The 21,696-nt window shown below is 62.5% G+C and carries 18 protein-coding genes; 7 read left to right on the top strand and 11 right to left on the bottom strand.

Annotated features, from left to right (window positions below; genetic code table 11):
* Window positions 1-111: 111 nt before the first annotated feature.
* The 4 genes from OIU37_RS18720 (at window position 112) to OIU37_RS18705 (ending at window position 4,426) form a co-directional block, all read left to right on the top strand.
* Window positions 112-1,587: a CpaF family protein gene (locus OIU37_RS18720; RefSeq protein WP_264258346.1), complete on the top strand. Its 1,476-nt coding sequence runs from the start codon at window positions 112-114 to the stop codon at window positions 1,585-1,587.
* 5 nt (window positions 1,588-1,592) lie between these two features.
* Window positions 1,593-2,600: a type II secretion system F family protein gene (locus OIU37_RS18715; protein WP_264258345.1), complete on the top strand. Its 1,008-nt coding sequence runs from the start codon at window positions 1,593-1,595 to the stop codon at window positions 2,598-2,600.
* A 15-nt stretch (window positions 2,601-2,615) separates the two neighbouring features.
* Window positions 2,616-3,602 (top strand): type II secretion system F family protein, encoded by a 987-nt coding sequence (locus OIU37_RS18710; RefSeq protein WP_171602008.1) that lies wholly within the window; start codon window positions 2,616-2,618, stop codon window positions 3,600-3,602.
* A gap of 191 nt (window positions 3,603-3,793) precedes the next feature.
* Complete coding sequence (locus OIU37_RS18705; RefSeq protein ID WP_240604314.1) at window positions 3,794-4,426, top strand: LysE family translocator; 633 nt, start codon at window positions 3,794-3,796, stop codon at window positions 4,424-4,426.
* Window positions 4,427-4,535: 109 nt separating this feature from the next.
* Here OIU37_RS18705 and OIU37_RS18700 read toward each other — a convergent pair whose 3' ends face one another.
* A complete protein-coding gene (locus OIU37_RS18700) occupies window positions 4,536-5,372 on the bottom strand; it encodes a tetratricopeptide repeat protein (RefSeq protein ID WP_240604313.1) in 837 nt (278 codons plus the stop codon).
* Between the two features lie 144 nt (window positions 5,373-5,516).
* Between OIU37_RS18700 and OIU37_RS18695 the strand changes: the two genes are divergently transcribed.
* The 3 genes from OIU37_RS18695 to OIU37_RS18685 all read left to right on the top strand — a co-directional run bounded on the left by OIU37_RS18695 (window position 5,517) and on the right by OIU37_RS18685 (window position 8,305).
* Window positions 5,517-6,908: a M17 family metallopeptidase gene (locus OIU37_RS18695; protein WP_171602006.1), complete on the top strand. Its 1,392-nt coding sequence runs from the start codon at window positions 5,517-5,519 to the stop codon at window positions 6,906-6,908.
* A gap of 177 nt (window positions 6,909-7,085) precedes the next feature.
* On the top strand, window positions 7,086-7,436 hold the full coding sequence (locus tag OIU37_RS18690) for a MarR family transcriptional regulator (protein WP_017962816.1): 351 nt from the start codon (window positions 7,086-7,088) through the stop codon (window positions 7,434-7,436).
* An 11-nt stretch (window positions 7,437-7,447) separates the two neighbouring features.
* Window positions 7,448-8,305 carry an NlpC/P60 family protein gene (locus OIU37_RS18685; RefSeq protein WP_264258343.1) on the top strand — a complete coding sequence of 286 codons (858 nt, stop codon included), beginning with the start codon at window positions 7,448-7,450 and terminating at the stop codon, window positions 8,303-8,305.
* Here the strand turns inward: OIU37_RS18685 and OIU37_RS18680 are convergent, their stop codons facing one another.
* The 10 genes from OIU37_RS18680 to OIU37_RS18635 form a co-directional block, all read right to left on the bottom strand.
* Window positions 8,306-9,697: an amidase gene (locus OIU37_RS18680; protein ID WP_264258342.1), complete on the bottom strand. Its 1,392-nt coding sequence runs from the start codon at window positions 9,695-9,697 to the stop codon at window positions 8,306-8,308.
* 36 nt (window positions 9,698-9,733) lie between these two features.
* Window positions 9,734-10,597 carry an ABC transporter permease gene (locus tag OIU37_RS18675; RefSeq protein ID WP_264258341.1) on the bottom strand — a complete coding sequence of 288 codons (864 nt, stop codon included), beginning with the start codon at window positions 10,595-10,597 and terminating at the stop codon, window positions 9,734-9,736.
* Between the two features lie 3 nt (window positions 10,598-10,600).
* Window positions 10,601-11,548, bottom strand: coding sequence for an ABC transporter permease (locus OIU37_RS18670; protein ID WP_182209038.1), 948 nt, complete (start codon window positions 11,546-11,548; stop codon window positions 10,601-10,603).
* Between the two features lie 309 nt (window positions 11,549-11,857).
* A complete protein-coding gene (locus OIU37_RS18665; RefSeq protein WP_264258340.1) occupies window positions 11,858-13,384 on the bottom strand; it encodes an ABC transporter substrate-binding protein in 1,527 nt (508 codons plus the stop codon).
* 150 nt (window positions 13,385-13,534) lie between these two features.
* A complete protein-coding gene (locus OIU37_RS18660) occupies window positions 13,535-14,455 on the bottom strand; it encodes a LysR substrate-binding domain-containing protein (protein ID WP_063473505.1) in 921 nt (306 codons plus the stop codon).
* 55 nt (window positions 14,456-14,510) lie between these two features.
* Window positions 14,511-15,506, bottom strand: a complete 996-nt coding sequence (locus OIU37_RS18655; RefSeq protein WP_264258338.1) for a P1 family peptidase — start codon at window positions 15,504-15,506, stop codon at window positions 14,511-14,513.
* A 189-nt stretch (window positions 15,507-15,695) separates the two neighbouring features.
* Window positions 15,696-15,890 (bottom strand): hypothetical protein, encoded by a 195-nt coding sequence (locus tag OIU37_RS18650; RefSeq protein ID WP_003544544.1) that lies wholly within the window; start codon window positions 15,888-15,890, stop codon window positions 15,696-15,698.
* A gap of 521 nt (window positions 15,891-16,411) precedes the next feature.
* Window positions 16,412-19,333, bottom strand: coding sequence for an aminotransferase (locus OIU37_RS18645; protein WP_264258319.1), 2,922 nt, complete (start codon window positions 19,331-19,333; stop codon window positions 16,412-16,414).
* Window positions 19,334-19,446: 113 nt separating this feature from the next.
* The gene (gene purU, locus OIU37_RS18640; RefSeq protein WP_264258317.1) at window positions 19,447-20,331 is read right to left on the bottom strand and encodes a formyltetrahydrofolate deformylase; all 885 of its coding nucleotides are present in this window, start codon (window positions 20,329-20,331) and stop codon (window positions 19,447-19,449) included.
* A gap of 218 nt (window positions 20,332-20,549) precedes the next feature.
* Window positions 20,550-21,566 carry an acyltransferase gene (locus OIU37_RS18635; RefSeq protein ID WP_264258314.1) on the bottom strand — a complete coding sequence of 339 codons (1,017 nt, stop codon included), beginning with the start codon at window positions 21,564-21,566 and terminating at the stop codon, window positions 20,550-20,552.
* Window positions 21,567-21,696 lie beyond the last annotated feature (130 nt).

The raw sequence follows: 21,696 nt of genomic DNA, 5'->3' as shown, positions 1-21,696 counted from the left end.
AGCGGGCAGCGGTTTTGCCTCAGGAATTGCGTGAAAACAAAAAGAGAGAGCATTTCCGTGACTCGGAGAGATCGGGAAATGCTCTAGAACGAGCAGATTGGATCGACTGGCATGTTTGGAAAACGCGGAAATGAAGGTTCCGGAAAGGTCGGGGGGGCGATTGCTCCTTCGCCGCCGGTTCCGGCTGCCGCCCCTGCGGCCTCTTCCCCCTCCATTCTGGTCGAACCCGCGCGCGAGTCCGCACGCCAGCAAGTGACGCCACCGCCGATGCAGACGCCGCAGCGCAAGCGCCCGGCCCGCACCGATGAATATTACGACACCAAGGCGCAGGTCTTTTCCGCGCTGATCGACACGATCGATCTCTCGCAGCTCTCCAAGCTCGACGGCGAAAGCGCCCGCGAGGAAATCCGCGACATCGTCAACGACATCATCACCATCAAGAACTTTGCGATGTCGATCTCCGAGCAGGAAGAACTGCTCGAGGATATCTGCAACGACGTGCTCGGCTACGGCCCGCTGGAGCCGTTGCTGGCGCGCGACGACATCGCCGACATCATGGTCAACGGCGCCGGCCAGACTTTCATCGAAGTCGGCGGCAAGACGATCGAATCCGAGATTCGCTTCCGCGACAATGCACAGCTTCTCTCGATCTGCCAGCGCATCGTCAGCCAGGTCGGCCGCCGCGTCGACGAATCGAGCCCGATCTGCGACGCCCGCCTGCCGGATGGTTCGCGCGTCAACGTCATCGCGCCGCCGCTGTCGATCGATGGGCCGGCGCTCACCATCCGCAAGTTCAAGAAGGACAAGCTGACGCTCGATCAGCTCGTCCGGTTCGGCGCGATCACGCCGGAAGGCGCAACCGTGCTGCAGATCATCGGGCGCGTGCGCTGCAATGTCGTCATTTCAGGCGGCACCGGCTCGGGCAAGACAACGCTTCTGAACTGCCTCACCAACTATATCGACAGGGACGAACGCGTCATCACCTGCGAGGATACTGCCGAACTGCAGCTGCAGCAGCCGCATGTCGTCCGTCTCGAAACGCGCCCGCCGAATATCGAAGGCGAGGGCGAGATCACCATGCGCGATCTGGTCAAGAATTGCCTGCGTATGCGTCCCGAGCGCATCATCGTCGGCGAAGTGCGCGGACCGGAGGTCTTCGACCTGCTGCAGGCGATGAATACCGGTCATGACGGCTCGATGGGCACCATCCACGCCAATACGCCGCGCGAATGCCTGAGCCGTATCGAATCGATGATCGCCATGGGCGGCTTCGCCCTGCCGGCAAAGACGGTGCGCGAGATCATCTCCAGCTCGGTCGACGTCGTCATTCAGGCGGCGCGCCTTCGTGACGGTTCGCGCCGCATCACCCAGATCACCGAGGTGATCGGCATGGAAGGCGACGTCATCATCACCCAGGATCTGATGCGCTACGAGATCGAAGGCGAGGATGCGAATGGCCGCCTGATCGGCCGGCACATGTCGACCGGCGTCGGCAAGCCGCATTTCTGGGATCGCGCCCGCTACTTCAATGAGGAAAAGCGTCTTGCCGCCGCCCTCGACGCGATGGAAGCGAAAACGAAGGAATAGGCGAGATGTTCGGGTTCGATCCCATAGTCCTGGCAATCGTCGTCCTCGCCGCCGTTTCCGCGGCGGCGGTCGCTTATGCCCTGTTGTTTTCGAAGATCGAGGCCGACAAGAAATCGGCAAGCCGCATCAATCGCGTCAAATCGGCCGAAAGCGACCGGGTCAAGGTCAAGGCTGCCCGTGACCGGGTGCAGGAGCTGTCGAAGCGCCGTAAATCGGTGCAGGACAATCTGAAGGATCTGGAAAAGCGCCAGCACGAAAAGACCAAGAAGACCGTGTCGATGAAATCGCGGCTGGTGCAGGCCGGCCTGACGATCACGGCCGCGAAATTCTATCTCATCAGTGCCGTCTTCGCCTCCGTGCTGCTGCTTGTCGCCTTGGTCGTCGGCGCATCGTGGATGGTCATCGTCGGTATCGCCGTCGTTGCCGGTCTCGGCCTGCCGCGCTGGGTCGTCGGCTTCCTGATCAAGCGCCGCCAGACCAAGTTTTTGAACGAGCTCCCCAATGCGCTTGACGTCATCACGCGCTCGATCAAATCGGGCCTGCCGCTCAACGATGCGATCCGCCTTATCGCGACCGAAGGCACCGAGCCTGTCAAGAGCGAGTTCCTGCGGGTGATCGAGGCGCAGCAGGTAGGCCTCAGTATCCCCGACGCCTGCGCCCGCATGACGATCCACATGCCGCTCCAGGAAGTCAACTTCTTCGCCATCGTCATCGCCATCCAGTCACAGGCCGGCGGCAATCTGTCGGAAGCGATCGGCAACCTCTCCAAGGTACTGCGCGAGCGCAGGAAGATGAAGGCCAAGGTCCAGGCGCTCTCGATGGAAGCCAAGGCGTCGGCCGTCATCATCGGGGCTCTGCCCTTCATCGTCGCGACCCTCGTCTACATGACATCGCCGAACTACATGATGATCCTTTTCACAGATCCGCGCGGCCATTTCATCATGGGTGTCTCGGCGATCTGGATGTCGATCGGCATCTTCGTCATGCGCAACATGGTCAATTTTGACATCTAGCCGGAAGGAAGCACCATGTCGCAGGATCTTGCCGCAACGCTGACCAATCCGAGCATGCTGATCGCCGTCCTCGTCGCGATCGCCGTCTTCGCCACTTTTTACACGATTGCCGTTCCCTTCTTCGAGCGCGGCGATCTGAACAAGCGCATGAAGGCTGTTTCCACAGAGCGCGAGCAGATCCGTGCCCGCGAACGCGCCCGCATGAACACGGAAACCGGCGCCGGCAAGGCCTCGCTCAGGAGCCAGAACAACCGCTCGGTCCGTCAGATCGTCGAGCGCTTCAACCTGCGCAAGGCGCTGGTCGACGAAAACACGGTCAACAAGCTGCGTGCTGCCGGGTTTCGTTCGGAGAATGCGCTGAATACCTTCCTGGTGGCGCGTTTCCTGCTGCCTTTCCTTTTCCTGGCGCTTGCTGCCTTCTGGGTCTTCGGTCTCGGAAATCTCGCCGAAAAGGGCACGCCGATCCGCCTCTTCGCCGTCATCGGCGTCGGTTATCTCGGCTTCTACGCGCCTAACATCTATATCTCCAACCGCATGGGCAAGCGCCAGCACTCGATCAAGCGCGCTTGGCCGGATGCGCTGGACCTGATGCTGATCTGCGTCGAATCCGGCATCTCGATCGAGGCCGCGATGCGTCGTGTATCGGAAGAACTTGGCGAGCAGTCGCCGGCGCTCGCCGAGGAGATGGTGCTGACCACGGCCGAACTCTCCTTCCTGCCGGATCGCCGCGTAGCGCTCGAAAATCTTGCCACCCGCACCCAGATCGAGCTGGTGCGTTCGGTGACCCAGGCGCTGATCCAGGCCGATCGCTATGGCACGCCGGTCGCGCAGGCGTTGCGCGTTCTCGCCCAGGAAGGACGCGACGAGCGCATGAACGAAGCGGAAAAGAAGGCGGCCGCGCTGCCGCCGAAACTGACGGTGCCGATGATCCTGTTCTTCCTGCCGGTGCTGATCGCCGTCATTCTCGGTCCCGCCGGCATTCAGGTGGCAGACAAGTTCTGACGATGCGCCGGCCCCGGAAAGCGGATGCCGCTTTCGGCAGAGACGATGTTGCCTCGAAGACGGTCCGATCTGCAGCTTCAAACACGCGTGACCGCCGCCGGCATAGCTGGTAAATGGGATGGACGACCATCAGCGCGCGGATGCAACCGCAGTGCCCCTGGCGCGCGTTCAATCCAAGAGAGAGGTCTCCGATGTCTTCTGCCGGCATTTTCATCAGCATCATGGCAGCCCTGGCGGTCGGCGCGATGAGCCCCGGCCCGAGCTTCGTCGTCGTCTCCAGGATCGCCATCTCGCGTTCCAGGCTGGATGGCCTTGCGGCCGCACTCGGCATGGGCGCCGGCGGTGTCGTTTTTGCCGTGCTGGCGCTTGCCGGGCTGACGGCGCTGCTGTCTCAGTTCGAATGGCTCTATGTCCTGCTGAAAGTCGCAGGCGGTGCCTATCTCGTCTATATCGCGGTCAATATCTGGAGGGGCGCCGGTCAGCCGCTCGAAGTCTCTGACGCCGTCAACGGCAACCGCGCGCTGAGATTGAGCTTCATGACTGCGTTGCTGACCCAGCTCAGCAACCCGAAAACCATCATCGTCTATGCCAGCCTCTTTGCGGCACTCCTGCCGAGGACGGTGCCGCTCGATCTCATCGTCGCGCTGCCGCTCGGCGTGTTTGCCGTGGAGGCCGGGTGGTATTCGATCGTGGCCTTCGCCTTTTCGGCCCGCCATCCGCGGCGTCTCTATCTTGCCGCCAAGGGCTGGATCGACCGGGCCGCCGGTGCCGTCATGGGCGGCCTTGGATTGCGTCTCATTCTTTCGGGCCTGAGCGCCCGCTAGAGCATGATGCCGAAAAGTGTGCGCGGTTTTCGGACGACATCATGCTCTAATTCTTTAAATTACATCATGATCTCTCCGAAGGCGTAAGCCTGTCGACGACATGATTCGGTCAATTGGTGCTGCTGTCGCCTGCTGCTTGCGGCGTCTTGTCCTTGGCGGCGAGTTTCTGCCAGGAATTCTGCTGCGAGAGCATGCCTCTGAGATAGGCGACATTGGCATCGGCCTGCTGCGGCGAAAGTTCGCGCCTGGCGATCTGCTCGGCTTCCGGGAAACGCCCCTGCAGACCGACGACGAGGGCAAGGTTCTGCCTGACGCGGCTGTCGGCTGTCGGCTGGCTGGCGGCGGAGCGCAGGTAGGTTTCGGCCGTGCGCAGATCGCCGGTCAGCACGTAGGACATGCCGAGATTGGAAAGGATGGAAGGCTCGTTCGGCTGGATGTCGAGCGCGTCGCGGTAGCGCTGCCGGGCATCGCTTGCCCGGCCCATCTGGTCGAGGATAGCGCCTTGGGCCGAGATCAGCTTCCAGTCCGGACGGTCCGGCGTCTGGGCGCGGCCGATCGTGTCGAGCGCCTGCTGAAACTGGCCGGCCGCCGCCTGCGCCTTGCCGTAGGCGGCCAGCACGTTGCGGTCGCCGGGATTGGCGATCGCCACCTGCTGCATGACGGCGAGCGCCTGCGTGTCGCGGCCGTTCATGCGCAGCAGATTGGCGTAGTTGACGCCGGTGACGGGATCGCGCGGGTTCTTTTCATAGGCCTGGCCGAGCCGGTCCGTCGCCGAGCGCAGCTCGGTCGCGTCCATCTCTTCGACCGGCTTGGTGAGTTTCGGCACCGAGCCCGTTGTCATCCGGTCCTTGGTCGTCGAGCAACCGGCAAGTGCCAAGACGAGCAGCGATGCCGCAGCGCCCTGCAGGATACGATTGGTGAATGTGGTGGTGAGCGAGGCAGGCATGGCGCGTTCCTGGATTCCGAAATCGGCGCCTGACCTCGAAGCGGAACAGGGAAAGGTTTGACGCGTAATCTTCGCTCCAGCAATAGTCTGTTAACCCTAACAGACCGTTAAGGAACGATTCCTTGCGACCGCCGAAGGACAATCATGGCCCCCTATCAGTTCATCGAGAGACCGACCCCTTTCAACACGAAGGGCGGTTCGACGCTGCCGATCTTTGCCGTCACGCCTGCCCATATCGAGACCGGCACGATCGATCCGATCGCGCTCGATTGGGCGCGCAGGGCAGGCTACAAGGCCGAAAGCGGGTCGCTGCTGCTGATCCCGACGGCCGAAGGCCATCTCGGCGGCGCGCTTTACGGCCTCGGCACCAATCCATCCGAGCAGCCCTACATTACCGGCAGGCTCGCCCGTGCGCTGCCCGCCGGTGACTGGCACATCGAGACCGCGCCGTTGACGGCAAATCGCCTGGCCCTCGGCTTTGGCCTCGGCAGCTACCGTTTCGACCGCTACAAATCCGAAAAATCGCCGGCGGCGACGCTGATGATCCCCCGCGATGCCGACGCCGCCGACATCAAGCGCCAGCTTGCCGGCGTCTTTCTCGCCCGCGACCTGATCAATACGCCGACGAATGATATGGGACCGAACCAGCTCGAGGCCGTTTTCCGCGGTCTGGCCGAACATTACAAGGCGGAGATATCGGTTATTACGGGCGACGAATTGCTCAAGCAGAACTTTCCGCTGGTCCATACCGTCGGCCGCGCCAGCGCCGATGCGCCGCGCCTTCTCGAGCTGCGCTGGGGCAAGAAGGGCCATCGTAAGGTGACGCTCGTCGGCAAGGGCGTCTGCTTCGATACCGGCGGTCTCGACATCAAGCCTGCCGCCTCCATGCTGTTGATGAAGAAGGATATGGGCGGCGCGGCGAATGTCATGGGACTTGCCCTGATGATCATGGACGCCAAGCTGAAGGTCGATCTGCGCGTTATCGTTCCGGTCGTCGAAAACGCGATCTCGTCCAATGCCTTCCGGCCCGGCGACATCTACCGCAGCCGCAAGGGCCTGACCGTCCAGATCGACAATACCGACGCAGAAGGCCGTCTGATCCTTGCCGATGCGCTTGCCTATGCCGACGAGGAAGAGCCCGAGTTGCTGATCGACATGGCGACGCTGACCGGTGCTGCCCGCGTTGCCCTTGGCCCGGATCTCCCGCCCTTCTTCACCGATGACGCCAATCTGGCGCATGACCTGACCGAAGCGAGCCTGGAAACCGACGATCCGATCTGGCGCCTGCCGCTCTATTCCGGCTACGAAAAGGATATCCGCACCAAGTTCGCCGACCTCACCAACGCGCCGGCCGGCGGCATGGCAGGGGCGATCACCGCCGCCCTCTTCCTCAAGCGTTTCGTCAGCAAGGCGAAGAGCTGGGCGCATTTCGACATTTACGGCTGGGCTCAGTCCGAACGGCCGCATTCGCCGGGCGGCGGCGAAGCACAGGCGATCCGCGCGCTCTTTCACCATATCCGCGAGAGCCTGCGCTGACGCCATACCAAAGTAGGCGGTGAGGCGCATCGCATGATCCCCATTCACGCGCTGCGCCTCGCTGCCGATCGTTAAAATTTTATTCACCTTGCCGGGCGGCAGTTCCTCGCGGCCCTTGCATGTGCATCGCAACTGCCGGAAAATGGAACGCTAGCGTAACGATCTTCCGGAGGGGCCGTGCCGATCGAACTGACCGCCTCGCAGGCGCTGGGGCTCTGGCATGGCGTGGCGCTCGATCAGGTCCGCCACGACGACCGCGATTTGACGTTGCGCCAGATGGCGATCCTGCTGCATATTTATCTGGTGCCGCCGCCGCACACGGTGCGCGGGCTTGCCGCCACGCTTGATGTCACCAAGCCGGTCATTACCCGTGCCTTGGATACGATGGGCGAGATGGGCCTGGTCGACCGAGTGCGTGACGATGCCGACCGGCGCAACGTGATCATCAAGCGCACCGTCGGCGGTGCGCTCTACCTGGAAAAACTCGGCGATCTCATCCGAGATCAGGCCCGCCGGCTGCCGATCTGAAAGGAATGCGAATGACGATGCTCGACCGCCGCCTGCATGCCTACCGGCCTGATCTGGCGGAAGCGGGGCTTGAAGGCAAGGTAGAGGCGTCGCGTTTTGTCGAAGGCGCCCCGGCCCGTGTCGCCGTTCCTGTCGTGGGCTTGCGCGCCGAACCGGACCTTGCGCGCGGCATCGATACGGAACTGCTTCTCGGTGAGGATGTGACGGTTTTCGATCGCGCCGGTGGCTGGTGCTGGGTGAAGGCCGCCTCGGACGGCTATGTCGGTTATGTTGCGGCGGACGCGCTCTCGGAAGGCCGGCCGGCGCCGACCCATATCGTCACCGTCCAGCGCACCTTCCTCTATCCGGAACCGGAACTGCGCAGGCCCCACCAGGCGATCCTGTCGATGGGAAGCCGCGTTCATGTCGTCCGCGAGGCGGAAGCGCGCGGCAACCGCTACGTCGTGCTCGAGGACGGAAGTGCGATCTTCGCCAAGCATGTCCAGTCGATCGGCGCTCTCGATGGCGCCGATTACGTCGAGATCGCAGCCCGTTTTCTGGAAACGCCCTATCTCTGGGGTGGGCGTTCCGGCCTCGGCATCGATTGCTCTGGCCTCGTCCAGCTGGCGATGCTGATGACGGGCAGAGCTGCGCCACGCGATACGGACATGCAGGCGGCAGGCCTCGGCCAGCCGATCGACCGGTCCGAAATCCGCCGTGGCGACCTGGTATTCTGGAAGGGTCATGTCGCCGTCTTCGAAGATCCGGAAACCATTCTGCATGCCAACGGCCATAGCATGACGGTGGCGCGCGAGAATTTCGAGGCCGCGGTCGAGCGCATCGGTTGGCTCTACGAGCAACCGACCGGCTATCGCCGCCCGATCAGCTGATCAGCGGATCGGAGGCTGCGGCCAGGATCTCACGCCGCCCGTCCAGTCCTCGAAGGCTTTCGACAGTCTCAGCACCCGCATGTCGTCGAAGCGCGGCCCGACGATCTGCAACCCTATCGGCATGCCAGATCCGGAGAAGCCGCAGTTGATCGAGGCGGCCGGCTGCTCCGACATGTTCCACGGCACGGTGAAACCGATATGTTCGAACGGCAGGGCCGGATCGTTGGTCGGCGATGCCCATTCGGCCGGATAGGAGATGATCGGATTGGTCGGCGAAAGCAGGGCGTCGACTTGCGTGAACAGCCGTCCGCAGCTCTTGCGCATCTCGATCGTCTGGTTGAAGCCCCTGACTGCATCGACACCGCTGATGTCGGCGCCGCCCATCGCCCAATCCCTGATATAGGGCAGGATGGTGTCGCGCCGTTCTTCCTCGAGGTCCGCGATATCGCCCCAGAATCGAGACCGCCAGAAGTTGTCGAGGCCATCCAGCATCGCGCGAGTCAGCACCGGCTGGACCGATAGAATGGTCGCGCCGGCCTTCTCGAACCGTTTCGCCGCCGCTTCGACCGCGACCCTGATCTCGTCGTCCACCGCAAGCCCGCAGCCGGCATCGAGCATCAGACCGATCTTCATGCCCGACAGGTCGATGTCGAGATCCATCCAGTTGAAATCGTTTGGCGGCAGGCTGGTGCCGTCGCGCCAGTCCGGCCGTGACAGCGTCGCCATCGAAAAGGCCGCGTCCTCGACGGTGCGCGCCATCGGCCCGACGCAGCGCCCGACATAATAGGGATCGGCTGGAATGCGCCCATGGCTCGGCTTGAAGCCGAAGATGCCGGTCCAGCCGGCGGGAAGGCGTACCGAGCCGCCGATATCGGTGCCGATATGCAGCGGTCCGTAACCGGCCGCCGCCGCCGCGGAAGCCCCGGCGCTTGATCCTCCGGGATTCTGCTTGATGTCCCAGGGGTTGCGGCTGAGAGGATGAAAGCTCGAAAGGCCGGAGGACAGCATGCCGTAATCCGGGCAGGTGGTCTTGGCGAAGATCACCGCGCCGTCTTCCCGCAGCCGCGCGGCGGCCGGCGCATCGGCGTCCGCCGGTTTGAGTTCCACTGCCCTCGTGCCGAGCGGCACCGGCTGGCCCTTCGTAGCGATCAGTTCCTTCAGCGTCACCGGGATGCCATCGAGGCCCCCCAGCGTTTCTCCCTTCGCCCAGCGCTCCGTCGACACTTTCGCCTGGGCGCGCGCCGATTCCGGATCGTAGAGGTAGAGTGCCGAAATCGACGGCTCCCAGGCGGCGATCTGGTCTTCGAGGGCGAGCCAGTATTCGAGGGGGGAGAGGCTTTTATCGGCGAAGTGCTGCCTGAGTTCGCGAATGGTAAGGTCGGTTTCGGTCATGGCATGGTCTTTCGGGCTTTTCGTCTTGGGAGGACATCAGCGGCTCGCCTCGCGCGGGTCGAGCAGATCGCGCAGACCGTCGCCGAGCATGTTGAAACCGAAGACGGTGAGCGCGATGGCAAGGCCGGGCAGGATCGCCAGCCAGGGGGCGAGCGCCAGATAGGTTTGCGCATCGGCAAGCATCCGGCCCCAGCTCGGCGCCGGCGGCGCCATGCCAAGCCCGAGGAAGCTGAGGCCCGCTTCGGTGAGGATCGCCAGCCCCAGCTGGATCGCACCATGCACGATGATCTGGCTGATGATATTCGGCAGCACATGGCGCAGCGAAATGGTCAGGCGCGTATTGCCGATCGCGCGCGCCGCCGTCACATAGTCGCGGCTCCAGGCCTGCAGCGAAGTCGCGAGTGTGACGCGGGCAAAGACCGGGATCATGAAGACGGCGATTGCGGTGATCGCGGTGAACCGCCCTGGCCCGAGAAAGGCGCCGAGCACCATGGCCGACAGGATCGGCGGAAGCGCGAAGATGACGTCGCAGATGCGCATCAGCAGCGCTTCGCAGGGACCGCGGATTGCCGCCGCCGAAATGCCGGCGATCGAACCGAGTGTCCCGCCGATCGCAACCGCGGTGATGGCGATCGACAGCGAATTCCAGCAGCCTGCCATCAGCATCGATAGCACGTCGCGGCCGAACTGGTCCGTGCCGAGTAGGCCGAAGGCAAGCGGCGGCTGCAGTTTGTGGATGATCTGCATTTTCGCCGGCGGCAGCGGCGTCCAGACGAGCGACAGCAGCGCAACGGCGACCAGCAGGCCGATGATGACACCCCCTGAGATCAGGTTCATTCGCCGGCTAAGTCTAAAGACCCGACGGCGGCTGGTGATGGCAGTGGATGCGATCGGTACCATGTCTCAGGCCGCCTTTCTCATCCTGGGATCGATCGCCAGATAGGAGAGATCGACGATGAAATTCATCACGATGACAAGGCCTGCGAAGAACAGCACGACATCCTGCATGACGATGATGTCGCGCTGGGAGAGCGCCTGAAGCGCGAGCCGTCCGAGGCCGGGAAGGTTGAAGACGTTTTCCACCAGCACCGCGCCGGCGACGAGAAAGGTGAATTGCAGCCCGATCATCGTCAGGATCGGGATCAGCGCGTTCGGCACGATATGGCGCCACAGCACTGCACTGCGTGACAGCCCCTTGGCCACCGCGGTGCGGGCAAAATCCTCATGCATCGTGTCAAGCACCGCCGAGCGCGCCACCCGCGTCAACACGCCCGCCTGTGGCATCGCCAGCGCGACGGCTGGCATAACCAGCGCCTGCAATGCCGGCAGCAGGCCGGCGCTCCAGCCCGGGAAACCGCCGGCCGGCATCAGCCCGAGCATCGTCGAAAACAGGATGATCAACAGCAGCGCCACCCAGAAGGCGGGCACGGCGATGCTGATCTGCGAAAACAGCGTCGCGATGATGTCGAAGACACCGCCGCGGCGCGAAGCGGCCAGCACGCCGAGCGGCATGGCGATCGCCACCGAAAGCACGATCGCCATCAGCGCCAGCGGCAGCGTCACCGTCAGCCGCTCGACGATCAATCCCGCCACCGGCACGCCATAGGTTAGGGAATTGCCGAGATCGCCGGAGAGCACGCCGGTCAACCATTGTCCGTAACGCAGCAGCAGCGGCTGGTCGAGGCCGAGACTGTGACGCAGCGCTTCAAGCGTTTCCGGTGTTGCCGAGGTGCCGAGCATGATCGAGGCCGGATCGCCGGGCAGAAGGTCCATGACGGCGAAGATCAGCAGCGAGACGATGACGAGCGTAACGAGGAGACCGGCGAAGCGGCGGGCGAGGAGGGGGATCATGCGCGCCATGCTTTCGACGTGGCTTTTAAGGATATGCGATGGCGGCCCCACGACGTTTCCGAGGTGATGCGACCGCCACCCCACCCACCGTCATTCCTGTGCTTGTCACAGGAATCCAGCCACGGCGCGTCCGCGCCGTGAATGACTGTCTCCCAAGTAAGGGATTCTCCTGCGCCCAAGGACTTGGGCGCGCTGGATTCCTGTGACAAGCACAGGAATGAGGGATGGAGTGGGAAGCGGTCCTGACGTGACTGACTGTTGTATAAATGCTCCTGGTTCATCGCCGCGCCTCACGCATTCAATAATACCTCACTCCTCCCAGGAAACCCCCGACAGCACATTCGACGGGATCGGCTCGTTCTCCCACAGTCCTTTCAGCTTCTTGTCCCAGACGCCGAGTTTCGGCATGACGAAAAGGTAGAGCGCGGGCACGTCCTCGGCGAGGATCTTCTGCGCTTCGCCATAGATCGCATTCTGCGCGGCAGGATCGGCCGTCTCCTGGACCTTCTTCATCAGCGCGTTGAAAGCAGGGTTCTTGTAATTGAAATAGTAGGGATCGCGGGCATAGATGTCGATGTCGAGCGGTTCGGCATGGGCAACGATCGTCATGTCGAAATTGCGGTCCTTCATGATGTCCTGGACCCACTTCGCTGGAAATTCGGTCGGCTCGATATTCATCGTCACGCCGATCTCGGCAAACATCGCCTGCATCACCTGGGCGCTGCGCGGCGCATAGGCCATCTGCGGCGATTTGATCGTGAAGGTGAAGCCGTTGGGGTAGCCGGCTTCGGCAAGCAGCGCCTTCGCCTTCTCGACGTCGTAGGACAGCACGCCAGTCATGTCCTGATAACCCGGATCGTTCGGCGTGTAGTGGCTGCCAATCGGCGTGCCGAGGCCGGACCATGCGCCGTCGATCACCGTCTTGCGGTCGATTGCCATCATCAGCGCCTGGCGGACGCGCTTGTCGTCGAAAGGCTTCTTGGCAGTGTTCATGCCGGCAACGACCTTGAGTTCGGTATTGCCGATCCTGGTGACGAGCCTCGCATCGCCGTCGAAGGAACTCATCAACTCGGGTGCTGCAAATTCCGGAAAGGCATCGAGATCGCCGGATTTCAGCGCAGCCGCCTGCGCCTGCGGATCGGCGATGAAGCGAAAGGTCACCTTGTCGAGCTTGGCGGCCGCATCCTTGCTCCAGTAATCGGCATTCCTGGCGAGTTCGACCTTGTCGCCCTTCGCCCAGCTGGCGAATTTGAAGGGACCGGTGCCCACTGGCGTCGTCTTGCCGTCGGCAGCCGTCTTCGGGGCGACCATCACCGAGGCCGGCCAGCCGAGCCAGTAGATCAGGCTGCCGGTCGGTGCCGAGAGATGTAGTACCAGCGTTTCGGCATCGGGCGTATCGATCGAGGCGATCGAGGCGAAAAAGCGTTTCTGCGGATTGACCGAATCCGCGCCGCGGGCGCGGTCGAGCGAAAACTTGGCAGCAGTGGCATCGAAGGCCTCGCCGTCATGGAATTTGACCCCGGTCTGCAGCTTGAACGTATAGGTCAGGCCATCGGGAGAGATCTCCCAGCTTTTCGCCAGCTGCGGCTGGATCTTGCCGGCCTGGTCGATCGTTACCAAGCCCTCGAACACGTTCTGCCAGGTCACCTGGCCGATTGCGACGGGTGCCGCGATCGTCGGGTCGAGACCGGTCGGCTCGACGCTCATGCCGAGATTGAGGGTGGTCTTCGCCGCCTCCGCCGGCGTCATCGCAGTCATCGCGAGACCGGCCGAAAGCGCAGCACCGAGGGAAAGCCGCCGGACGAAACGCGAAGGCGCAAACGAAAGCTTGATCATCATGTTCCCTTGTCTGGCCGCGCGTCGATGACGAAGGCCCATTGCGAGTAGATTGACACCATGCCAGTGCACACACAATGACGATTTTGTGTGCTCAGTGTAGCCGAAAAAGCTACACCTGAAATTCGTGGGCAATGCAAGCTTGAAGCGTCAGTCTTTCGTCTCGCCCCGGCGGTTCGTGCGCTCGCGCATGAACCTCTCGATGAAGTCGAGCAGTTTCGTCGCGGCGAAGGACAGCTGCCGGTCCGGGGCGACGCAGAGATCGACATGGGTGCGGATGCCGGTCTTGCCGGCAAGCGGAATGGCGAGGAGCTGACCCGCTTCGATCTCGCGGCGGACGGTGAGCGCCGGCAGCAGCGTCGCCGCAGCCCCGCTGAGCACGAGCTCCTTCAGCATTTCGAGTGAGCTGGTGACGAAGACGGGATCGAGGCTCAACCCCTCCTTCTCGAACAACGCGTCGAAGGCTTGGCGAAAGCCGAAGGATTGATCCGGCAGCGCCAGCGCATGGTCGGCGAGCTCCCGCACCGCGATCTCGGTATGCGCGGCGGCTGGATGCTGCGGCGTGACGATGAGATCATAGGCGATCTCGGAGCGCAGCCGCACCTTGGTGCCGGACATGGGAGGCGCAAACAGTGTCACCGCAATATCCGCCTCGGCGCTGTTGACGGCATCGACCGCCTGCCGCGCGCTGGTGATCGTCACGGTAAAGCGCAGCTTCGGATATTTCAGACTGAATTCGGCAAGCGCCGGCGCCAGCAGATTGGCGACGGTGGCGCCATTGGCATAGATGCTGACACGGCCGCGCTGCAGGCCTTTAAGATCTTCGATCAGCTGCTGCACGTGATCGAGTTCGCGCAGCGTCCGGCCGGCGCGGGCGGCGAGCAGTTCGCCGGCGGCCGTCAGCTTGACGCCGCGGGCGCTACGTTCGACAAGCGGCGCGCCGAAATGATATTCGAGGTTCTCGATCTGCCGGCTGATCGCCGTCGGCGCGACATTGAGGTTCTCGGCCGCCTGGCGCATCGAATTGGTCCTGACCAGCTCGTCGAAATACATCAGCGCCCGGATCTGCATTCACGTCTCTCCGCCATTCGGCATATTCGGTCTGGCCGGTTAAGACCCTATTCAATCAATGACTATTCGGATAGCGGTCGCGCCATGCCTTTTGTGCGCCCTCGACCGGCAGCGCGGTCGCCGCGTAGACGCCACGGGCGATCGCCCGCGCCATGACGATAGTGGCGAGATGGCAAAGCTCCATCAGGCTCGCCATGTCGTCTCGTCGATGTTTGGCCGTCGCAGCGGCAAATACGGTATCGCCGTCGAGCGGCAGGTGCGCCGGCAGCAGTGCTCGGGCAAACCCGTCATGGCCGGCGAGCGAAAGCCGGTGCGCCTCGGCCTTCGTCAGCTGCGCGTCGGTCACCACAGCGCCGATCGTCGTTGCCGGCGTGTTCATGCCCTTGAGTCGCATCTGGTGGTCGGCCACATGAGGCATGCCGAGCCCGCCGAATTCCGCATCTTTTTCGAAAGGTGCTGCCCAGAAATGCGGCCCGTCGCCGATCGTCGCCGAGCCCAGCGCATTGACAGCGACGATTGCCGCGACGCGATGCCCGGCACTGCTGACGGCGCTGGCCGAGCCGACCCCGCCCTTGACGGTGGCCGTCGTCGCTCCCGTCCCGGCACCTGTGGTGCCGAGCGCGAATGTGCCCTTAGTGGCGGCCTTCAATGCCGCGTAGCCCATGTCGCGATAGGGCGAGTGAAGGCCCCAATCCTTGTCGCCGCCATTCAGCAGGTCCATCAGGATTGCCTGCGGCACGATCGGGATGCGCACCGACCCGACGGCAAAGCCGCGGCCGAGCTCGCGCAGGCCCGCCTGCACGCCGCCGGCGGCATCCAGCCCGAAAGCCGAGCCGCCGGAAAGCACGAAGGCATCCACGGCATTGACGGTCATCGACGGATCGAGCAGGCCGGTGTCGCGCCCGCCCGGCGCGCCGCCGAGCACTGTGCCGGATGCGACGGCCGGCGCGTCGAAGACGATGACCGTGACGCCGGAACCGAGCGCAAGGTCGGTCGCATGGCCGACGGAAACGCCTTCAATGTCGGTGATGAGGTTGAGAAGATCGGGCAAGGGCGGATCCTTAGAGCAATTCCAGCATAACTGTGCGCGGTTTTGCGTCCGGAATTGCGTGAAACAAAGAGATAGACGCAAAGGCCGCCGATAGGACTGCAATTGTCCTCAAAAAACAAGACCGGCCCCATTTGGCGGGACCGGTCGGACATCGGGAAAAGCCGTGAATTCTAATCGCGGCCTCATGCCTCAGGCATGAAGCGGCTTCGGATGACGGCGGGTCATCAGGTCATGGATGGCCAGCCGCACCTCGTCCGGCGAGCCGAAACGCTGCTCGTCGAGGTCGTGGACATGAAATTTCACGGCGATGAACTTCAGCCGGTCTTCATCGGGAATGACGATCCCGACGGGAACGCCTGCATATTCGATAACTTGCTTCTTCATAGATAGAACTCCTGCCGCGCGACATGCGCAGCCATGGCGAATTGACTTGTCTGGTACCGTTGAAAGGAGGACGAACGTCACATTCGACAGTTCGGGCGGGAGAGGGCGCCCGGACGGTCATTGCCAAGCACAGATCGCCCAAGGAGATCGGCGAGAATATCGATGTCTATCATGCTCGTTCCTTGTGTTGGCGTTGCACTTGAGGGGTCCCGGTAGAGCCCGGGGCCGGTGAAGGCTGTCTTCTATAATCCACTAACTTGGTAGAGATTACCCGATAGCCTGTCAGAAACATATTCCGAAACGTGTCAAAATATCGACGATCCGAAAAAATTCATTCCGTCGCAGCCCGAACTTGCAGAAAGAAACATATCAGCTCTTCGTTAAATTCGCATGACAGAATCGAAGTTCGATCGATCACCGCGGCAGACATAGGAAGCCTTGCCGATTCCGGCAATGGCTCGTTTCACGAAAAATCGAAATGCCTCGAAATGACCGATTTGGTTAATGCTGGAGCCTCTGGGTCACCAGCCCTCTTCGAGCACCTTCTCCAGCATGTCCGCGAAGAAATCCGCGCTTTCGATGCTGAGGCAGAGCGGCGGTTTGATCTTCAGCACATTTTGGTGATCGCCGGTCGGCTGCATGATGACGCCGAGTTCGAGAAGCCGGTCGCAGATTGCAGCCGTCTCTTCCGTCGCCGGCTCCAGCGTCGTTCTGTCGCGGACGAATTCGAGGCCGAGATAGAGGCCCATGCCGTGCACGGCGCCTGCAATCGGATGGCGGTCGATCAGCGCGGCAAGCCGTGCCTTCAGATGATCGCCGACCGTCCGGGCATTTTCCTGCAGCTTTTCCTCGGCCATGATGTCGAGCACCGTCATGCCGGCGACGCAACTGACCGGGCTGCCGCCGGTGGAGGAAAAGAAATAACCCTCCTTCTCCAGCGATTGCGCGATCTCCCGCGTGGTGATGACGGCGCCGAGCGGATGGCCGTTGCCCATGCCCTTGGCGATGGTGATGATATCGGGCACGACCCCTTGCTGCTCGAAGCCCCAGAAATAATGTCCGAGCCTGGAATAGCCGACCTGCACCTCATCGGCGATGCAGAGGCCGCCGCGGGCGCGCACCTGCGCATAGATTTCCCTGAGATAACCGTCCGGCAGTGGAATGCCGCCGGCATTGCCGTAGACCGATTCGCAGATGAAGCCCGCAAGGCCGTTGCCGCCGGCGTCGATCGCCTCCAACACCGGCGTTACCGCACTGAGATAGTTTGCCGCGGTATCGGGACCACGAAATGCGCCGCGATAGGTATTCGGTGAAATGACGGCATGCACCCAGTCCGGCCGGGTGGTCGGTGCCTGCGGATTGTCGGCGATCGAGGTGGAGACGGCATCACTTGCCGCCGACCACCCATGATAGGCTTCGAGCAGGCAGAGCATGTTGCGCGCGCCGCTATGGGCTTGCGCCAGGCGAAGCGCCAGATCGTTCGCCTCCGAGCCGCTGTTGACCAGGAAGACCGCGTCCAGCCCATCCGGCGACAGGGCGGCGAGGCGTTCGGAAAATTCCGCGATCGCGGTATAGTGGAAGCGCGAATTCGTGTTGAGCCGCAGCCATTGCGCGCTGATCGCCGCCGCGAGCTTGGGATGGCCATGGCCGAGGATGGTGACGTTGTTGACCATGTCGAGATAGGCGCGGCCCTCGACATCGAACAAATGCTCCTTCCAGCCGCGCTCGATCTGCGGCGGTGCCGCATAATAATTCTTCTGCGGCCTTGCGAGGTGCGCCCGCCGCCTGGCGAAGAGCGCGGCGGTTTCAGCTTGCGGCGCATCCGCTTGCGGGCTGAGAAGCAGCGAGGGCGAAGGGCAGAGCACCGACCAGGCCGCCGCCGCGCGCGGCGTGGCAAAGAGCGGCGGTTCGAGACCGGCGACGCTGCAAAGCTGGACGCGCAGCCCGCCGAGCGACGACGCCTCTCCGAAAACCGTGCCGAGCGAATCGCCGGCGGCAATCTCGGCTCCATCCTCGACCGAGAGGTCGAGTCCATCGAGATGCAGGGTCATGCTGTCGCCGGCGAGCGTCAGATGCTGCTCCTTCCAGCCGATGCGGCCGGCAAAGGGCGCGGCAATCGCGCTGCCTGCGGCAAGGCATATGTCGACATGCAGGGCGCAGGTCGCCTGTCCCTTCGCAGTTCCCGCGCGGGAAAGCCGATATTCGCCGTAGCGCGTCGCCGCCGTACCGTTTTCGGTTGCCATGCGGGCAAGCAGCCGCCAGTCCATGTCGGTATTCAGCCAGTTGCCGGCGGAAAAATGCGGGCTCCGCACTCCAAGATCGACATAGGCGATCCCGGTGGGATCGATGTCGGGCAGCAACGGCAGCCATCCCGATGTTTCCGGCGCGGCGACATCTGCGCCGGCTGCCTTGAGGATGGCGGCTTCCATGAGTTCGAACGGAACAGACATCGCCGTATCGAAGATCGCCCGCTCGCGGTCGAGATTGTCGCGGACATAGTCATTGTCGGGATCGACCGAAATCTGCTGCTCGCCGCTGGCGACGAGAATCACCGTGCGTGCGACGATCAGCGGCCAGAGCGCCTTCAGTTCCTCGTCGCTTAGCGGATAGATCGACTGATAGGCGGTGACGGCGGGCAGGATATGAAAAGGGTCGCCATCTGCCTGATGCAGCAGTGAAGCGCAGGTGACGGCGAGGTCGCCGACCAACCAGCCGCGGATGATGTCGCCGAAATCGATGACCCCGTCGGGGATGATATGGCCACGGGCGTCACGGTGGCCGACGACATTGTCGCCGGTGACGTCGTGATGCACGGCCTGCAGCCGAAGCGATGGCGCCAACGGCTGGATGCGGCGAACGGCCATCACCATGGTCTTGGCGATCCGGTCGCGCGCCGCACTGTCGGTGATGGCCGAAAGCAGCTGCACGGCAACGGGACCTGCCCGTCTGAGATCCCATTGCAGGCTGCGGTCGAGACCGGGATGGTCGAAATCGGCAAGTGCCTGCGCCAGCCTGGCGCAGAGCGCGCCGAGGGCTGCAACGGAAGCCGGCGCCAGATAGGTCAGCTCCGTCAGCCCCTGGCCTTCCAGATATTCCAGCAGCCGGACCTGATAGCCCTGCCCACGCACGGTCAGGACGACGATCTCCCGCCCCTCATTGGTGGTGATCACCTTCGGGACGCGCGGTGCACCTTGCCTGCTTTTGAGGTGATGGATCGCCGCATTCTGTGCTTCGAGCTCGCGAATCTCGTAGGCGGCATGGCAGATCTTCAGGACATAGCGACCCCTGTCGCTATCGACGCGATAGTTTCGATCCTGCTGGCTGCCGAGTTCGGCAAGCGTGCCGGAGAGGCTGTAATGAGCAAGGAGGATCTCTTCCGCATCAGTGGCGGTCACGTCGGGGCGCGGCAGCGCCATGCGATCAACAAGCGCCTCGTCGGTCATGACACCCCTCCCGCAGCATGATTCGATTACCTATTGAACGAGATAATCAAGTACTTGCCGCTGGCAGGCAACGGGGATTGTCGTTTGCCAGCAAAAGAGATGCAGGACTGCGCTCAGCCCATGCGTTCGGAGGCGTAGCCGCCGGGGCTGGCCGGGAAGACCACGGTGCGGTTGCCGTTCAGGAAGGTGCGGTGATGGATATGGGCGTGGATGGCACGCGCCAGCACCTGGCTTTCGACGTCGCGGCCGATCGAGACGTAATCGTCGGGCGACTGCGCATGGGTGATGCGTGCCGTATCCTGTTCGATGATCGGGCCTTCGTCGAGATCGGCGGTGACGTAATGCGCCGTCGCCCCGATCAGCTTCACGCCGCGGCCGTAGGCCTGCTTGTAAGGATTGGCGCCCTTGAAGCTCGGCAGGAAGGAATGGTGGATATTGATGATCTTCCCGGACATTTTCTGGCACATCGCATCCGAAAGCACCTGCATGTAACGCGCCAGCACGATCAGCTCGGTGCCCGTCTGTTCGACGATATCCATGATCTGGCCTTCGGCCTGCAGCTTGTTCTCCTTCGTCACCTTGATGTGGTGGAAGGGAATGTCGTGGTTGACCACGACCTTCTGGTAGTCGAAATGGTTGGAGACGACGCCGACGATGTCGATCGGCAGCGCACCGATCTTCCAGCGGTAGAGCAGATCGTTGAGACAATGGCCGAAGCGCGACACCATCAAGAGCACCTTCATGCGGGCACCGCCGTCATGGATCTCGGCATCCATGGAGAACCGCTTGCGGATCGGCTCGAAGCCTTCCTTGAGTTCGGCAAGCGGCACGCCTTCCTCGGAGATGAAGCTCACCCGCGTGAAGAACCTGCCGGTATCGAGATCGTCGAACTGCGAACTATCGACGATGTTGCAGCCCTTTTCGGCCAGATAGCTCGAAATCGCCGCCACAATGCCGCGCGTCGACTTGCATGATACCGTCAATACGTAACTTGTCATGTCTTTCCCTCTTCCCTCTCCAAGGCCGCCGCTGTGCTTAGATCAAAGCCCGGACCGCGAATAGGCCGGCGCACTTTCATTCATGCGACAAATTGCAAGATAAACCATCACGTTCGTGCAAGTTCTGTCATTGCTCAGTCTGAAGCTTAAGAGAAGTTGCGCGAAAAACTGTACCGTCAGCGCCGCTTGGATGCGTATTCTCGCCTTCGGTGCTGAAGTTAGGCCGGCGGGCGGCTCGCGACGGCCGCTTTCCGGCGTGGCGTGGTGATCTCATGGATAATGGCGCCGCCGATCGAGGAGAGCGCCAGCGACACGATCACGAAGAGCACCGGCTGCTGCAGGATGCCGATCGGCAGGCGATCGGCGGCGACCCTCAGAAAAGCCAGCGTGAAGGCGTGGGTGATATAGATGCTATAGGAGCAGTCGCCGAGATAGTTCAGCCATCCGATCACCGGCAGCCTGGAAAAGTCGATGGAGATCGCGCCGTAGACGATGAAGATCGCCGGGATTCCCCAGGCATAGAACCGGCTTTCCGGTGGCATCAGCGCCTCGTTGATGACGAGAAACGCAAAGCCCATGGCAAGCGCCGCCCAAGCCCAGCGGTTCGGCAGAAGCACCTTCTGCCCATAGAGCCAGCCGAGCACGACACCGGCGAGGAACTCCAGCATGATCGGTTCGCCGTAGAACCGGGTCACGGTCGTTTCCGGCAGCAGTCGGCAGGCGATCAGGATGACGGCAAAGACGGCAAACATCACCGGGATGCGCCGAGCTTCCTGTAGCGGCAATAGCAGCGCGAAGACGAAATAGAAGAACATTTCGTAATTCAGCGTCCAGCCGGGAACGACCACCGGCGTGATCGTGCTGGGATCGGCGGGATTGATCCATGGCAGGAAGACCAGCGAGGCGAGGAGATGCGGCAGGTCGAACACGGTCGATTTCAGCAATGACGGGGCGACCAGCGCCACGACAGCCGAAAACAGCGTCGCCAGCCAGTAGAGCGGCACGATCCTCTTGATGCGCCGGCGGGCGAAATCGATCGGGCTCATCGTGCGTCCGCTCGTCGTCAGCCACATCACGAAACCGCTCAAGACGAAGAAGATGTCGACGCCGGTTTCGCCATAGACGATGGCGGTGGCGTCGACGGCGGGATTGACCTTGGCAAGCTGCAATACCGCGTGGAAATAGACGACCATCAGCGCCGCGATGGCGCGCAGATATTGAAGCTGGACAAGCATCGAGCGTCTTGCTCCCTAGAGCATGATGTCGAAAAGTGTGCAGCGGTTTTCGGACGACATCATGCTCTAACTCTTTAATTGAGAACAGGATTCAGATTTTAGGCCGATCCGGCCTAAAATCATCCTGTTC

Origin of the sequence: Rhizobium sp. BT-226 (assembly GCF_025847085.2) — a bacterium.
GTDB classification, from domain to species: Bacteria; Pseudomonadota; Alphaproteobacteria; order Rhizobiales; family Rhizobiaceae; genus Rhizobium; species Rhizobium sophorae.
The sequence above is the reverse complement of the archived record's forward strand: the minus strand, read 5'-3'. Positions and strand labels throughout refer to the sequence as shown.